This window comes from Arthrobacter rhamnosi (assembly GCF_054510855.1).
This window is the reverse complement of sequence record NZ_JBTNDT010000001.1, coordinates 738,392-753,892: the sequence shown is the minus strand read 5'-3', so window position 1 is coordinate 753,892 and position 15,501 is coordinate 738,392. Positions and strand designations below refer to the sequence as shown.

The window sequence follows — 15,501 nt, the reverse complement described above, 5'->3', positions numbered from 1 at the left end:
CCATCGAATCGAACCCTGCCGTCCCGGTGCCCGTGGATCCCGACGGACCCGCGCCGTCGGCCCGCCGGCGCCGCCCGCTGCGACGGCACGTCCCGACCGCCCTGTGGATCATCGGCATCGTCGCCCTGACCGCGCTCGTGCTGTACCCGCTGCTGTGGATGGTCTCCGCCTCGCTGAAGCCGAACTCCGAGTTCGGCAGCAACCAGGGCTTCTTCCCCGAGAACCCGACCTTCGACAACTTCGTCAAGGTGATGCAGGGCATCGCCGGCATCCCGACCTGGAAGTTCTTCCTCAACTCCCTGCTGCTCGGTGTCGGAGCGGTCATCGGCACCGTCATCTCGTCGTCGATGGCCGCGTACGCCTTCTCGCGGATCAATTTCCGCGGCAGCAAGGTCCTGTTCGCCGCCATGATCGGCACCCTGCTCCTGCCGTTCCACGTGCTGATCATCCCGCAGTACATCATCTTCCGGAACCTGGGGCTGATCGACACCTTCTGGCCGCTGCTGGCCGGCAAGTTCCTCGCCACCGAAGCCTTCTTCGTGTTCCTCATGGTGCAGTTCATCCGCAACCTGCCGCGTGAGCTGGACGAGGCCGCCCGGATCGACGGCTGCGGCCACGGCCGGATCTTCTTCTCCATCACGCTGCCGCTGATCAAGCCCGCGCTCATCACGTCGTCGATCTTCGCGTTCATCTGGAGCTGGAACGACTTCCTCGGCCCGCTGCTGTACCTGAACTCGCCGGAGAAGTACCCGCTGCCGCTCGCCCTGCGCATCTTCAACGACCAGACGAGCACCTCGGACTACGGCGCGACGATCGCGATCTCCGTGCTCGCCCTCCTGCCCGTCATGCTGTTCTTCATCCTCTTCCAGCGCTTCCTCGTCGACGGCGTCGCGACCCAGGGCCTCAAGGGATGAGCCGGCGCCAGCGCGAGGCGGCTCGGGGGCGCGAAGCCGCCGCCGACGGCAGCAGCCTGCGCTGGCCCGGGGCGACCGCGAAGTTCGCCCTCTTCGGTGAGGTCCTGGAGGTGGGGGTGCTGTGCTGCATCGCCGGCCTCGGGATCGTCACGATCCCCGCGGCGTTCGCGGCCGGATCCGCCCACCTCCACCGCTTCCTGCGGGCCGAGGACTCTTCGCTCCGGCAGTTCGCCGCGGACTTCACCGCTGCGCTGAGGACCGGGTGGCTCGTGGGACTGGGTGTCGCCGTCGCGGTGTCCCTCCTCCTGCTGGACATCGTCGTCGCCGGTTCCCGGCTCCTGCCGGGCTGGCAGGCCGTCCTCGGGCTTGGCGTCGTCCTGCTCGCGTCCGTGCTGGTGGGCCTCGCCGGAACGACGGCGCGCTGGCACGCCGCGGGGTCGTGGCGGGCCGCCGGACTGGAGTGGGTCCGCGACGTCCGCCGTGATCCGGCGGGGGTCCTCTGGCTCGTCGCGGCGGTCGCCCTCGCGGCGATCGTCGCCTGGCAACTGCCGCCGCTCGTGGTCCCGGCCGTCGGGTGCCTGGTGTTCGCGGCACTCGCGACCTCGGTGCGCGAGCGCCACATCTGAAACGCCGTACCTGAGACGCCGTACCTGAGACCTTGTCCGACCAACCGACCACCCCTGGAGTCCGAGTGCACTACGGCGGCGACTACAACCCCGAGCAATGGCCCGAAGAGGTCTGGCCCGAGGACATAGCACGCATGCAGGAGGCCGGGGTCACGATGGTGAGCATCGGCATCTTCTCCTGGGCGCGCATCCAGCCGTCCGAGCACGTGTTCGACTTCGACTGGCTGGACCGCGTCATCGGCCTCCTGCACGACGGCGGGATCGCGGTGGACCTGGCGACCGCGACGGCGTCGCCCCCGCCCTGGGCGACCGTCGCCTATCCGGAGATGCTGGCCGCGGACGAGAACGGGACGCCCTACTGGCACGGCAGCCGCCAGCACTACGCGCCGTCCTCGCCCGCCTACCGCAGGCTCGCCACCGAACTCGTCACCAGGATCGCGGAGCGCTACGCAGGCCACCCCGCCGTCGTCCTCTGGCATGTGAACAACGAGTACGGCTGCCACCTGAACGTGGACTATTCGGATGCCGCCCGGGATGCCTTCCGCGGCTGGCTGGAGACGCGGTACGGTTCGGTCGCTGCGCTCAACGAGGCATGGGGCACCATGTTCTGGTCCCAGCGGTACGGATCCTTCGCCGAGGTCTTCCCGCCCCGCCACGCCCCCTACAGCCACAACCCGGGGCAGCTGCTCGACTACCGCCGGTTCACCTCCGACATGCTCCTCGAGTGCTACCGGATGGAGCGGGACATCATCCGCGCGGCCGGCGCCACGCAGCCGGTCACCACGAACTTCATGGGAGCGTTCAAGCCCGTGAACTACGCCCAGTGGGCGCCGGAACTGGACGTCATCAGCGACGACCTCTACCCCGACCCCAATGATCCGGAGGGGTTCCGCGACGGCGCCTTCCACGGCGACCTGATGCGGTCCCTCAAGCCGGGGACGCCCTGGCTGCTCATGGAGCAGGCCTCCAACGCGGTCAACTGGCGCCCCTCCAACGCCCCGAAGGCGCCCGGGCAGCTCGCGGCGCAGAGCATGCAGGCCGTGGCGCGAGGAGCCGACGGCGTCCTGTTCTTCCAGTGGCGGCAGTCCCGGGCGGGGGCCGAGAAGTTCCACTCGGGGATGCTGCCGCACGCCGGCACGCAGACACGTACGTGGCGGGAGGTGGTGGCACTCGGCGGCGAACTGGGCCGCCTGCCGGACCTTCCGGCCGACGACGGCTCCGCCAGGGTCGCTCTCCTGCTCGACTGGGAGAACTGGTGGGCCATCGAGAACCCGGACCACCCCACCTCGCTCGACTACCTGTCCCTCGTCCGGGGCTGGTACGACGCCGCACACCGTCTCCACGTCCAGGTGGACATCCTGCCGCCCACCGCCGACCTCGCGCAGTACGACGTCGTCCTCGCCCCGCACCTCTACCTGCTGACGGGGGAGTCCGCCGGGAACCTCACGGCATTCGTGGAGCAGGGCGGGCACCTGCTCGTCACAGCCTTCAGCGACGTCGTGGACGGGAACGACCGCTTCCGGTCGGGCGGCTTCGGCACGCAGGTGCGGGACCTGCTGGGGATCGTCGTCGAGGATTTCGGTGCCCTCGTCGCGCCGGGCTCGGCGGGTCCCGGCCAGCAGCACGCGCGGGTGGCCGGCGACGGGTTCGGCTTCGCGGGGTCCTTCCTCGCCGAAGAGGCGCACGTGGTGGACGCCGAGGTCCTTGCGGCCTTCGACGGAGGCCGTCAGCACGGCGGGCCCGCCCTGACCTCGCGCCGCTCCGGGGCGGGCACCGCCTACTACCTCGCCACGGTGCCCGACGACGACGGCGCGCGGCAGGTGCTCGGGCACCTGTTCGCAGCGGCGAAGGTGCGGCCGGTCCTCGAGGGACTCCCACCGATGGTCGAAGCCATCCGGCGCGGGCCGCTGCTGGCCGTCATCAACCACGGTGCCGAGCCTGTCCGCGTCGACGTGCAGGGGCGGGACGTGCTCACGGAAGCCGCGGTCCGCGACCTCACGCTGGAGCCCTTCGGGTACGCGCTGATACGTCCGGACCGCTGAGCCCGGCTCCCTCCGGGACGCCCCGACGTCGGGGGTCCTGCGGTACACCGCGCGGACGGGACCCGCAACAGGCTGCGGCGGCCGGAGCCTCCGCTGCGGGGGAGGAGCGGCGGCGCCTACGCTCGGAGCATGGACCAGCCGACTGAAGAACACCACATGAAGGATCTCGGCAGCACGGAGGGGATCGATCCGACCGACGTCGGCCAGATCCAGGACGGGCCGCTGACCGCGGCGGACGAGGTGGACCTCATCGCCAACCAGGTCGTCCCGGCGGACAACCCCTCCCCGAAGACGCTCGCCGCAAACCTCGGCCTCGAGGACGCACCTGCCGACAATCCCACGACGGACGACCGCTTCACCGAAGGCTCACGCTGACCCGGTCGCGCTGATCGATCCGTCACCCCGGCCGCGTCACCCCGACCGCCCGGCGCCTAGTCGCGCAGCTGCTGCACCATGTCGAGCACGACGGCACGGAGGTCGCCGTCGTTCTCCTCCGCGACCCGCCGCTGGCGCTGGTACCCGGCTCCACGCTGCAGGATGCCCTCCACATCCGCGAGTTCGCTGCTGCAGCCGAGCTTCGCGGCGATCGGCTCGAGCCGGTCGAGCACCTCGACGAGGTGCTCGGTGACGAGCTTCTCGTTGCCCTCGGCGTCCAGGATGATGATGGCGTCGAGCCCGTAGCGAGCAGCCCTCCACTTGTTCTCCTGGATGTGCCATGGCTGCATGGTGGGGATGCTGCCTCCGGCGTCGAGGGTTTCCGAGAACTCGTGGACGAGGCACTGGGTCAGGGCCGCGACGGCGCCGACGTCCCGGAGGGTCGAGAGCCCGTCGCACACCCGCATCTCGACGGTGCCGAGGTTGCCGACGGGGCGGATGTCCCACCGGATCTCACTGACGGCGTCGATCACTCCCGTGGTGAACATGTCCTGGACGTAGGACTCGTAGCCGGCCCAGTCGTCGAAGTGGAACGGCAGGCCGGCCGTGGGCAGCTGCTGGAACATCAGCGCCCGCTGTGAGGCATAGCCCGTGTCCTCACCGCCCCAGAACGGCGACGACGCCGAGAGCGCCTGGAAGTGCGGGAAGTAATTGGTGAGGCCGTCCACCACGGGCAGGGCCTTATCCCGGGAATCGAGTCCCACGTGCACGTGCACCCCGTAGATGACCATCTGGCGGCCCCACCACTGCGTGCGGTCGATGAGCTTCGCGTACCGCTCCTTGTCCGTGACCTGCTGGGCACGGGGAGCGCTGAAGGGGTGCGATCCGGCGCAGAAGAGCTCCACGCCCATCGGGTCGGTGACTTCGCGGACGGCGGCGAGCGAGCGCGAGAGGTCTTCCTTCGCTTCCTCGACGGTGGTGCACACCCCCGTCACGAGCTCGACGGTGTTGAGCAGGAGTTCCTGCTTGATGTGCGGGTGCTCGTCGTCGTCCTGCAGTTCCGGGTGGTTCGCACTGACGCCGCGCAGGACCTCGTTCGCCACGGAGGCGAGTTCGCCGTTGTAGCGGTCCACGAGGGCCAGCTCCCACTCGACGCCGAGCGTTGACTGGGCTGACTGCGCAAAGTCGATCTTCAAGGGCTTGCTCCTGGAACGGTGCGGGATGGGGGCGCCTCGGCATCGCGCCGTCGCGGAAGAGACTGGTCCCAATATTAGTGCCTGGCGGGCAGGTGCAGGACGGCTGTGGTGGCCCGGCGGACCGCGCGGCTGGAAGAATGGTCGGGTGCCCATCCTGAACAAAGACATGACCCTCTGCATCTCCCTGGCCGCGCGACCCAGCAACATCGGGACGCGCTTCCACAACTACCTCTATGAGGAGCTGGGGCTGAACTACATCTACAAGGCCTTCACCACCACGGACCTGCCGGCCGCCATCGCCGGTCTGCGCGGGCTGGGGATCCGGGGCTGCGCCGTCTCGATGCCGTTCAAGGAGGACGTCATCCCCCTCGTGGACGCCCTGGACCCGTCGGCGAAGGCCATCGACTCGGTCAACACGATCGTGAACGACGACGGCGTCCTCACCGCCTACAACACCGACTACCTCGCGGTGGAGCGGCTCCTGCGCGAGCACGCCGTACCGACGACGCACTCGGTCCTCGTGCAGGGATCCGGGGGCATGGCCAAGGCCGTCGTCGCAGCACTGCGCGACTCCGGCTTCACCCGGGTGACGGTCGTGGCCCGCAACGAGCGGACGGGCCGGGCGCTCGGCGAGCTCTACGGCTTCGACTGGCAGCGGGAGGTGGGGGAGTCGACGGCGGACCTGATCCTCAACGTCACCCCCCTCGGCATGGCAGGAGCGGACGCGGACGCCCTCGCGTTCCCGCAGTCCGCCATCGACGCCGCCCAGGTGGTGTTCGACGTCGTCGCCTCCCCGTCCGAGACACCGCTGATTCTCGCCGCCCGGGAGGCAGGCAAGCCGGTCATCACGGGCGCCGAGGTCGTCGCGCTGCAGGCGGAGGAGCAGTTCGTGCTCTACACCGGAGTCCGGCCCACACCGGAGCAGGTCCGGGCTGCCGGGGAGTTCTCGCGCCGGCAGCCGTAGGGCCCGGGCTGCCTTCGACGGGCCTCAGACCCTCAACCACCGCACGCCGTGCGGCTCGAGGGTCAGGCCCGTGCGCAGGTGCGCGGGCTCTCCGCTGAGAAGTTCGAGGGCGCTCTCCGGCAGGCCGGAGAGTGTCCCGGCGCTGATGTGCTGCGGAGTGTCGGCGAAGTTGGCGAGCACGACGACGGTGGACTCCTCGCCGTCGAGCAGGCCGGGGCGCTGGTAGCCGAGGACGTGGGCGTTGTGCGTGGTGAAGGGCAGCAGGCGTCCGCCGGCGAGCTCCGGCGTGCTCTTCCGGACGTCGATGAGGTGGCGCAGCCACGGGAAGACCGTCCCGGCGTCGGTCGTCGGGTCCGTCCGGGTCGCATAGCGCTCCGCGGGGTAGGTGGGCCGGCCGACCCACCGGCTGTCCTCGGCCTTGGCCGGATCGTCGAGGTACCCGTAGTCGTTGAGCTGGCCCACCTCGTCGCCGAGGTAGAGCAGCGGGATGCCGCCGGTGCTCAGGATGATCGAGTGGGCGAGCAGGATCCGGGCGACGGCGGCCCCGTCGCCCGCCTCCAGTCCGGCGAGGGACGCCGTGGTGCCCGAGATACGGCAGTCCCCGGTGCGGGGGTTGTCCTGGAAGGGCACGCCGCGGGCGAAGCTGTCGGGGAACCGATTGACGAAGAAGGCGTTGAGGAAGCGGCGGTGGTCGTGCCCGTTGATGCCGAGTTCGGCGGCGTCCTCGTCGGAGAACGTCCAGCCGATGTCGTCGTGGCTGCGCACGTAGTTGACCCAGGCGGTGCCGGCCGGGATGTCGTGCCGGCGTTCGAGGGCCTGGGCGAGCAGGGAGACCTCCCGCGTGGCGAGCGAATTCCAGATCAGCGCCATCTGCAGTGGGTTGTAGCTGAGCTGGCACTCGCCCGGGTCGATGTACTGCACCACTTCGTCGGGGTGCACGATCGCCTCGGACTTGAACAGCAGCGAGGGAGCTGCGAGCCGGCACACGGCGTTGAAGGCCTGCAGCAGGAGATGCGCTTCGGGGAGGCTCTCGCAGGTGGTCCCGAGCTGCTTCCAGATGAAGGCGACGGCGTCCATCCGCACCACGTCGACGCCCTGGTTCGCGAGGTAGAGCATCTCGCCGGCCATGGCCCGGAAGACGCGCGGGTTCCGGTAGTTGAGGTCCCACTGGAACGAGTGGAACGTCGCCCAGATCCAGCGTCCGTCCTCGAGCTGCACGAACGAGCCCGGGTGGTCGTCGGGGAAGATCTCCCGGACGGTCCGCTCGTAGGCGTCGGGCATGTCCCGGTCCGGGTATATCCAGTAGAAGTCCCGATACTCGGGGTCACCGGCGACGGCCCTGCGCGCCCATTCGTGCTCGTTCGAGGTGTGGTTGAAGATGAAGTCGACCACGAGGGCGATGCCGTTGCCGCGCAGCTCCCGTGCGAGGTCCGCGAGCTCCTCCATGGTGCCGAGTGCGGGGTCGACGTCGCGGTAGCTCGAGACGGCGTACCCGCCGTCGGAGTTCTCCTCCGGTGCCAGGAACAGGGGCATCAGGTGGAGGTAGGTCAGACCGAGGTCGCGGAAGTAGGGTATGCGCTCGCGCAGCCCTGCCAGGTTCCCCGCGTACAGGTCCACGTAGCAGACGCCGCCGAGCATCCGGTTCGAGGAGAACCAGTCGGGCGCCATCGCCCGGGATGCGTCGAGAGCCTTCAGGTCCTGCGGGCGCTCCTGCCAGGACGCCGCGGCATCGAGTACCAGCGGCAGCAGTTCGGCGTCCCCGTCGGGGCCGTAGATGCGGTGGAACAGCGACTGCAGCCGGGGGAACTCGGCGTCGAAGCGCGCCTCGAAGGACTCCCACTCGGCGTCCGGCGTCCCCGCCCGGCGAGCGGACCGGAGCTCCGCCCGAATGCGGGTTTCGGACAGGGCGTGCGCGGGACTCATCCGGCAAGCCTATTCCAGCCGCGCGGCGAACGTCGGCGCCGTTTTCCCGGAGGTTCAGGCGGAATGGTGGCCTTGGTGAAACGGAATGGTGGCCTTGGTGAAGTTGTGGCTGTACTCTCGACCCACCACACCCCCTGGAAAGGTCGCAATGATGAGACGTTTTCTCCGCAGTTCCGCCCTGCTGGCCACGACGGCAATCGCCCTCTCGGTCGCCGGAGTGGCCCCCGCCTCGGCCATCACGGGAGGCGAGCCGGATGGCGAGGATCACCCCAATGTCGGGCTGATCCTCTTCTACGACGAGAGCGGCGGACGGTTCCGCTGCTCCGCTACCCTGATCGAACCCACGGTCCTCCTCACCGCCGCGCACTGCACCGACGGCACGGTCGGGAGCACCCTGGTCACGTTCGACTCCGTCGTGGCCGAGGCGCCACCGTCGCCGTTCCCGACCGCCAAGGATCCCTCCGTCGGCTTCACGGACGCGGAGATCGCCGCCGCGGGCTATCTCTCGGGTACCGCCTCCACCCACCCCGCCTATTCGGACTTCACGGACGTCGCCAACTGGAACGATGTCGGCGTCATCGTCCTGGACGAGCCGGTCACGGGCATCGAGCCGGCGACCGTCGCTCCGCTCAACTACCTCGACCAGTTCAAGTCACCGAAACTCAACAGCACCATCTTCGAGGTCGTCGGATACGGTACGGAGGTCCGCAAGCCGGAGGCCGGACCGCAGAAGCCCCAGCCCATGTCCTACCCGCTCATCCGTCGCAACACCACGTCCCCGGGACAGAAGCTGACGCCGCAGATCCTGCAGCTCCAGGGGAACCCGAACGACACCAGGGGCGGCGGCGGAACCTGCTTCGGTGACTCGGGCGGCCCCGTCTTCCTGGACGGCTACCTCGTCGCCGTCACCAGCTATGGCTACACGTCGAACTGCCGGTACCTAGGCGGGTACCAGCGCGTGGACATCCCCGTCGTGCAGAACTGGCTCGATGACTACGTCACGCTGAACTAGGACACGCACAGCACAGGAGCCGGTTCCCCCGCGGAACCGGCTCCTGTTGCGTGTCAGGCCCTGGTCCGCGGCGGTTCCCGCAGCACCCGTGATTCCTGCCCCAGCATCCCTAGGCGTGGTCCCGGCGCCGTCGTGCATGGTTTCCGGCGCCACCGTCCCTGATAACCGGCGTGTCGCAGCACGACACGCGACTCAGGCGCTGAAACCCGTGCACGACGGCGCGGCGGGACGCGGCGCTAGCTGTGCTCAGCGCCTGCCGCCGCAGCCTTCTCGGCGTCCTTCACGGCGCGCAGGGCCTCTGTCTCGTGCTGTACTTCGGCTTTTTCCTGATGGATGAGTTCCGCGAAGAGTTTTTCCATCTCCTTGGCCACGCCGGCGGCCGAAGCGGGGTTCTGGCCGGTCACCAGCCGTTCGTCGACCACCACCATCTCCTCGAAGACGGGGGCGGAGACGTGGGTAGCGCCCTGCTGCTCGAGCCGGTCCGCCAGGAAGAAGGGGATGACCTTGTCCTTGCCTGCGGCGACCTCCTCGTCGTTGGTGAAGGCGGCGACCCTGCGGCCCTCGACGAGGCGGAACCCGTTCGCCAACTCCACATTCACGAGGCCGGCGGGTCCGTGGCAGACGGCGCCCACGAGGCCACCGGCGTTGTACACCCCGGCCACCAGCTTCTGCAGGCCCTCGCTGTCCGGGAAGTCCCACATGGTGCCGTGGCCACCCACGAGGTAGACGGCGTCGTACTGGTCGGGATCGACGACGTCGACGCGGGCAGTGTTGTAGAGCCCGGCGCGCGTGGTCTCGTCCTCCGTGAAAGCGACCTGGACAGGATCTCTCGAGTCCACCTCGTCCTGCGGGGGCTGCCCACCCTGGATGGACGCGAAGTCCACGAAGTGCCCGGAGTCCTTGAAGACTTTCCATGGGTGTGCCGCCTCGGCAACGTTGTAGCCGGTCTTCTCTCCGGTATCGCCGATCTCGGAAACGCTGGTCAGTACCATGAGGATTTTCTTCATGACGTGCTCCTTTCGTCCACCGTCCACCCTACGCCGGGACTCCGGGACGGGCCGCGGCCACCCGTCCGTGCGGGATCAGACCGCCTGCTGTTCCCCGTACTTGGCCTGGACCGCTTCCCAGTCGCCGGTCTGTGCGATGGGATCCATCCACAGGATCTCCCAGCTGTGACCGTCCGGGTCGGCGAAGGAGCGGGAGCGCATGAAACCGAGGTCCTGCGCCTTTCCCTCGATCGCGCCGGCGGCCACGGCCCGGTCGACGAGGGAATCGATCTGGGCGGGTTCCTCCACGCTGATGGCGTTGATGACGGCGGAGGTCGCCGTGGCATCGGCCACCGGCTTGTCCGTGAACTGCGCCCAATGGCTGTGGGTCAGGATCATCACGTAGATCGTGTCGCTGATGACGATGGCACCGGCGTCGTCGTTCGAGAAGTTCGGGTTGAGGGTCCAGCCGAAGCTGGTGTAGAAGTCCTTGGACCTGGCGAGGTCGCTGACGGGAAGGTTGATGAAGACGCTGGTAGCCATGGCGGTACTCCTGTTCTGGAATGGCCTCGGTGGGCCCTTGGTACTTCTTGGACGGATGCTAGCGCCGAAAATCATCGGTGAGGAGGGACCCTCTCCGGCGCACCCCTTGCTAAGGGGGCTGATCGGTACCAGAGTGAGGTGGAAACCCGAGGGGAAGGCCGACCATGAGTACTTCTGCCGAGCACGTGTCCGAGGAAACCACCGAGAGCGGGGAACCGGAGCTGAAACGGGTCCTCGGGCCGAAACTGCTCCTCCTGTTCATCGTCGGCGACATCCTCGGAGCGGGCGTCTACGCCGTCACGGGAACCATGGCGGGTACCGTCGGGGGTCTGGTCTGGCTGCCCTTCCTGCTCGCCTTCATCGTGGCGACGCTGACCGCCTTCTCCTACCTGGAGCTCGTCACGCAGTATCCGCAGGCCGCCGGTGCCGCTCTCTATACCCACAAGGCGTTCGGCATCCACTTCGTCACCTTCCTGGTGGCGTTCGCCGTCGTCTGCTCGGGGATCACCAGCGCCTCCACCTCCGCGAACGTGCTGGCGCAGAACTTCTTCGGCGGCCTCGAGGTCAACGGCTGGATGAGCATGCCCGGGCAGGGCGTGATCACCGCCGTCGCCCTGGGCTTCATGCTGCTGCTGGCCGTCATCAACCTGCGCGGTGTGGGTGAGAGCGTCAAGTTCAACGTGGTGCTGACGCTCGTCGAGATGACGGCGCTATGCATCGTGATCGGCGTCGGCTTCCTCGCCATGGCGCAGGGCACCGGCAACGTGGGCGAGATCTTCGTGTTCACCGACTACCAGGACAAGGGCATGTTCCTCGCGGTGACCGCAGCGACCTCCATCGCCTTCTTCGCGATGGTGGGCTTCGAGGACTCGGTGAACATGGTCGAGGAGGTCCAGAACCCCGAGCGGATCTTCCCCCGCACCATGCTGACCGGGCTCGGGATCGCCGTCATCCTCTACATGCTGGTCGCGGTCTCCGTGGTCACGGTGCTGAGCCCCACCGAGTTGGAAGGCATCCGGGAGGCCGAGGGCGCGGCCCTGCTCGAGGTCGTGCACAAGGGATCGCCCGACTTCCCGATCGACAAGATCTTCCCGTTCCTCGCCGTCTTCGCCGTCGCCAACACCGCCCTGATCAACATGCTGATGGCCAGCCGCCTGATCTACGGCATGGCGCGTCAGGACGTCCTGCCCCGCCCGCTCGCCAAGGTGCTGCCGGGCCGCCGTACTCCCTGGGCCGGTATCGCCTTCTCGACCATCCTCGCCCTGGGCCTGATCCTGTACGTGACCAGCGACCCGGACAGCAATATCGTCGCCAACCTCTCCGGCACCACGGCTTTCCTGCTGCTGTGCGTCTTCACCGTGGTCAACGTGGCCTGCTTGGTGCTGCGGCGCAAGAGGGACGTCAACCGCAAGGTGTTCTTCACGTCCCCTGGCCCGCTTCCCCTCGTGGCGGCACTCCTGTGCGCGTTCCTCGCCGGCCCGTGGGTGGGGCGCGACGTCGTCCAGTACCAGATCGCCGGCAGCCTCATGGCGATCGGCGTCGTCCTCTGGCTTGTCACGTGGCTCATCAACCGGAAGACCAACACCCGCGCCGGCGATCCCACGGCAGTCGAGAGCTGAGTCCACCGGGCGCTAGCATCGCTTGATGGAGATCCTCCGCTACGCGGCCTTCACCGATCGCCCCGACGGCGGCAATCCCGCTGGCGTGGTGCTCGACGCCGACGACCTCTCGGCCGGTCAGATGCAGGCGATCGCGGCCGAGCTCGGCTACGCGGAGAGCGCCTTCGTCTCGCGTCGCTCGCCGGGCAGGGCGACGGTCCGCTACTTCGCCCCCGAGGCCGAGATCCCGTTCTGCGGCCATGCGACGATCGCGACCGGGGTCGCGCTCGCCGACCGCGAGGGCGCCGGGGACATTCTCCTGTCGACGCCGGTGGGCCAGCTCGACCTGAGCACCACGCGGGTGGGCGATCGCTTCGTCGCCTCCCTCGTGACGGTCGAGCCGCGCGTGGAGGGGATCGACGCCGACATCCTGGACGAGCTCCTGCAGCACCTCCGCCTCACCGTGGAGGAACTGTCGGCCGACCTGCCCGTTCAGCTGTCCTTCGCCGGCAACACCCACCCGATCGTTCCGGTCCGCGACGCAGCCGTCCTGCGACGCCTCGACTACGACTACGACAGCCTCAAAGCGCTCATGATGGCGCAGGGCTGGGGTGCGACGGTCGCCGTCGTTCACCGGCTCGGCCCGGACGTCTTCGAGGCCCGGAACCCGTTCCCGCCCGGGGGCGTCCGGGAGGATCCTGCGACGGGTTCAGCCGCCGCCTCACTCGGCGCCTACCTCCGCGCGCGGGGGGATCTCACGCCCCCTTCCACGCTCACCGTGCACCAGGGCTCCGACGTCGGGCGCCCGTCCGTCATCACGGTCGACATACCGCCGACCGGCGGCCTGACGGTGTCGGGCGGGGCCGTCCCGATCGGCGCGTAGCGGGCTTGGTCCGGCCGGTCGGTCAGGGCCCGGCGATGGGGGCTGTGAGCGCCTGCGCGGCGACGATGAGATCTGCAGGTGACAGTTCGATGTCCAGCCCCCGCTGGCCTCCGGACACGAAGACCGTGGGATGGTCGAGGACGGACGCGTCGATCACCACGGGGGACGGATGCCGCTGTCCGAGAGGGGAGATCCCGCCCAGGACGTAGCCGGTCCGGCGCTGGGCGAGAGCCGGGTCGGCCATCGCCGCCTTCCGCCTGCCGAGCGCGGAGGCGAGCGCCTTGAGATCGAGCGAGCCGCTGACCGGGACGACGGCGGCCACGAGGAAGCCGTCGACGCTCGTCATCAGCGTCTTGAAGACCCGATCCGGGTCGACGCCCAGCGCAGCGGCGGCTTCCAGCCCGTAGGAGGATGCGCCGTCGTCGTGCTGGTAGGGGCGGGCGCTGAAGGCGATGCCGGCCGCCGAGAGGACGGCCAGGGCAGGGGTGCTGCGGGAACCGGTCGGCTTCCTGCCCACGGCACCTCCTTTTGGTTCTACGACGCTGTGACGACTTCCCGCACCGCGGCCAGGTCCCAGAGCTCGGGCTGACCCCAGACCCCGGAGAAGTCGCAGGCCACGATGAAGTCGGCCATGACCGGCCCCGTCAGGATGAGCCCCTCGACGTAATCTACGCCGTCCCGCTGGATCGGCTCCACCCCCCGGGCATACAGGGCCTCGAGGACAGCGGCGGTGTCCGGGGAGTCGTCCGTGGATACGCCCGAGGAACCCTCCGTGGAGTCCGCGGCGCGGAGGGAACTCCAGTACAGGTAGAGTCCCTCGACCTCGTCGATGGATACGAGCGAGCCGTCGGCGGTGACGGTGATGCAGTCGTGCAGGAAATCGTCGATGTGCTGCGTCATGGTGGTCCTTTGCAGTGTCGAGCAGTGGAGAAAAGAAGTGCTGAAAGCGAAGCTGGGTCCGGAGATGTGCCGGGGAGGAAGCGCCGACAGCGGATTGCCGGCGCGCAGCGGATCAGGGCGCGGAGGTACCGGCAGGGAGAAGTGAAGTCGTCAGGGCACGGCCGGGGCCGGCGCTGGAACTGGAGGCCGCACGGCGCGGGGAACCGCCTGCGGATGGCTGTGGAAGAAGGGCTTCCTGGTCGTTCATGCTGCACGCCCCTATCGGGGATGGTGCTCTGCTATTGGGTACCCGGTGCGATCACCAGGGCAACGAAGAGAAGAACCGAAATCAGCCGCCTTCTTCTAGACAACTCCCCCCACCCTACGCTTCTTTCCTCCGGATGGCGTGGAGAGGCTCCGCTACAGTACACACACAAGAGTCGGCTCGGGGTGCTCGACGACAAGGAGGACCACCATGTGGATCGGATTCATCGAGTTCGATGTCCTGCTCGGTGACGTGCACTCGCTGAAGGGAAAGCGGTCGGTGGTGCGCCCGCTCGTGTCGGACCTCCGCCGGAAGTTCGAGCTGTCCGTCGCAGAGGTCGGGCACCAGGACCTGCACCGCCGGGCCGTCGTGGGGGCGGGGATGGTCGGAGGCGACCGGCAGCATGTGGTGGACGTGCTGGACCGGGTGGAGCGATACGTCGCAGCGAGGCCCGAGGTCGAGCTTCTGACCGCCCGACGACGCCTCCTCAGCAGCGAGGACTAGCAAGCGAGGATGCGCAGCAGGGGGCGGTGGCCCGGCTCAGGCTCCTCAGGACGTCGCCAGGTGGTGCAGCGCCCCGTCGTCGAACGCGTCGAGCAGCGCCCGGATGTCCTTGTAGACCTCCACGGCTCCTGCCTCGCGCAGTTCCGCCTCGCTCGTGCCGCCCGAGGCCAAGCCGATCGTGGGGATCTTCAGTTCCGACGCCGCGAGGACGTCCCACACGGAGTCGCCGACGAATACGGCGTTCGCTGCCTCGAGTCCGCCGGCCTCCAGCGCCGCCGCCAGGATGTCCGGGGAGGGCTTGCTGTTCTCCGCATCCGAGGAGCTCGTCGCCGCGCTGATCGCCTCGTCCGCGTCGATGATTCCGCGGAGCACGCCCAGTTCCTGCTGCGAGGCGGAGGACGCGAGGACCACCGTGAGGCCGCTGTCCGCGCATCGGCGCACCAGTTCCCCTGCTCCCTCGAAGGCTCGCAGGGCCGGCCAGTAGGTGGAGAAGACGGCGCCGTGCGTGGAGTCGAGCTTCTCGTCCTGCCCGGTGTCCCGGTCGTCGCCGAGGAGGTGCGCCACCAGCTTGTCGCCGCCCATCCCGATGGCCCGGTGGATCTCCGCCAGCGGGACGTCGTGCCCGAAGCGGCGGAATGCCTGCCACCAGGCGATGGTGTGCTGGTAGTTGGAGTCCACGAGGGTGCCATCCACGTCGAACAGCACACCGTGCCGTGCTTCCGCTGATCCCGCTGTACCGTTCGCCATGCGCTGCCTCCCGCTCGTCCCGGATTCCCGTCCTCCCGAGTCTA

At 68.7% G+C, this 15,501-nt stretch carries 16 protein-coding genes; 9 read left to right on the top strand and 7 right to left on the bottom strand.

Annotated features, from left to right (window positions below):
* The first annotated feature begins 2 nt into the window (after positions 1-2).
* From ACX80I_RS03540 to ACX80I_RS03525, 4 genes are all read left to right on the top strand, one after another.
* Positions 3-914 (top strand): carbohydrate ABC transporter permease, encoded by a 912-nt coding sequence (locus ACX80I_RS03540; RefSeq protein ID WP_459343909.1) that lies wholly within the window; start codon positions 3-5, stop codon positions 912-914.
* Positions 911-1,540 carry a hypothetical protein gene (locus ACX80I_RS03535; protein WP_459343770.1) on the top strand — a complete coding sequence of 210 codons (630 nt, stop codon included), beginning with the start codon at positions 911-913 and terminating at the stop codon, positions 1,538-1,540. Before ACX80I_RS03540 ends, ACX80I_RS03535 begins: the two co-directional genes overlap by 4 nt.
* A 65-nt stretch (positions 1,541-1,605) precedes the next feature.
* On the top strand, positions 1,606-3,582 hold the full coding sequence (locus tag ACX80I_RS03530) for a beta-galactosidase (RefSeq protein ID WP_459343769.1): 1,977 nt from the start codon (positions 1,606-1,608) through the stop codon (positions 3,580-3,582).
* A gap of 129 nt (positions 3,583-3,711) precedes the next feature.
* A complete protein-coding gene (locus tag ACX80I_RS03525) occupies positions 3,712-3,957 on the top strand; it encodes a hypothetical protein (protein ID WP_459343768.1) in 246 nt (81 codons plus the stop codon).
* A gap of 56 nt (positions 3,958-4,013) precedes the next feature.
* On the opposite strand, the gene ACX80I_RS03520 is transcribed toward ACX80I_RS03525, so the two are convergent.
* Positions 4,014-5,153 (bottom strand): glutamate--cysteine ligase, encoded by a 1,140-nt coding sequence (locus ACX80I_RS03520; RefSeq protein WP_459343767.1) that lies wholly within the window; start codon positions 5,151-5,153, stop codon positions 4,014-4,016.
* A gap of 145 nt (positions 5,154-5,298) precedes the next feature.
* On the opposite strand from ACX80I_RS03520, the gene ACX80I_RS03515 reads away from it, so the two are divergent.
* Positions 5,299-6,117 carry a shikimate 5-dehydrogenase gene (locus ACX80I_RS03515; protein WP_459343766.1) on the top strand — a complete coding sequence of 273 codons (819 nt, stop codon included), beginning with the start codon at positions 5,299-5,301 and terminating at the stop codon, positions 6,115-6,117.
* Positions 6,118-6,141: 24 nt separating this feature from the next.
* Here the strand turns inward: ACX80I_RS03515 and ACX80I_RS03510 are convergent, their stop codons facing one another.
* Positions 6,142-8,040: an amylosucrase gene (locus tag ACX80I_RS03510; RefSeq protein WP_459343765.1), complete on the bottom strand. Its 1,899-nt coding sequence runs from the start codon at positions 8,038-8,040 to the stop codon at positions 6,142-6,144.
* 151 nt (positions 8,041-8,191) lie between these two features.
* Between ACX80I_RS03510 and ACX80I_RS03505 the strand changes: the two genes are divergently transcribed.
* The gene (locus ACX80I_RS03505; protein WP_459343764.1) at positions 8,192-9,052 is read left to right on the top strand and encodes a S1 family peptidase; all 861 of its coding nucleotides are present in this window, start codon (positions 8,192-8,194) and stop codon (positions 9,050-9,052) included.
* Positions 9,053-9,288: 236 nt separating this feature from the next.
* On the opposite strand, the gene ACX80I_RS03500 is transcribed toward ACX80I_RS03505, so the two are convergent.
* Complete coding sequence (locus tag ACX80I_RS03500) at positions 9,289-10,059, bottom strand: type 1 glutamine amidotransferase domain-containing protein (RefSeq protein WP_459343763.1); 771 nt, start codon at positions 10,057-10,059, stop codon at positions 9,289-9,291.
* 75 nt (positions 10,060-10,134) lie between these two features.
* Entirely contained in the window at positions 10,135-10,581 is a 447-nt protein-coding gene (locus ACX80I_RS03495) for a VOC family protein (RefSeq protein ID WP_459343762.1), read from the bottom strand.
* A gap of 164 nt (positions 10,582-10,745) precedes the next feature.
* Here ACX80I_RS03495 and ACX80I_RS03490 point away from each other — a divergent pair, with 164 nt between their 5' ends.
* Together ACX80I_RS03490 and ACX80I_RS03485 are read left to right on the top strand one after the other, a co-directional pair.
* Positions 10,746-12,200, top strand: a complete 1,455-nt coding sequence (locus tag ACX80I_RS03490; protein ID WP_459343761.1) for an APC family permease — start codon at positions 10,746-10,748, stop codon at positions 12,198-12,200.
* Positions 12,201-12,225: 25 nt separating this feature from the next.
* Positions 12,226-13,062: a PhzF family protein gene (locus ACX80I_RS03485; RefSeq protein ID WP_459343760.1), complete on the top strand. Its 837-nt coding sequence runs from the start codon at positions 12,226-12,228 to the stop codon at positions 13,060-13,062.
* Positions 13,063-13,084: 22 nt separating this feature from the next.
* Here ACX80I_RS03485 and ybaK read toward each other — a convergent pair whose 3' ends face one another.
* Positions 13,085-13,579 carry a Cys-tRNA(Pro) deacylase gene (ybaK, locus tag ACX80I_RS03480; RefSeq protein WP_459343759.1) on the bottom strand — a complete coding sequence of 165 codons (495 nt, stop codon included), beginning with the start codon at positions 13,577-13,579 and terminating at the stop codon, positions 13,085-13,087.
* A gap of 17 nt (positions 13,580-13,596) precedes the next feature.
* Positions 13,597-13,962 carry a hypothetical protein gene (locus ACX80I_RS03475; RefSeq protein WP_459343758.1) on the bottom strand — a complete coding sequence of 122 codons (366 nt, stop codon included), beginning with the start codon at positions 13,960-13,962 and terminating at the stop codon, positions 13,597-13,599.
* A gap of 454 nt (positions 13,963-14,416) precedes the next feature.
* On the opposite strand from ACX80I_RS03475, the gene ACX80I_RS03470 reads away from it, so the two are divergent.
* Positions 14,417-14,710 (top strand): DUF503 domain-containing protein, encoded by a 294-nt coding sequence (locus tag ACX80I_RS03470; RefSeq protein WP_459343757.1) that lies wholly within the window; start codon positions 14,417-14,419, stop codon positions 14,708-14,710.
* Between the two features lie 45 nt (positions 14,711-14,755).
* Here the strand turns inward: ACX80I_RS03470 and ACX80I_RS03465 are convergent, their stop codons facing one another.
* Complete coding sequence (locus tag ACX80I_RS03465) at positions 14,756-15,457, bottom strand: HAD family hydrolase (RefSeq protein ID WP_459343756.1); 702 nt, start codon at positions 15,455-15,457, stop codon at positions 14,756-14,758.
* Positions 15,458-15,501: the final 44 nt, after the last annotated feature.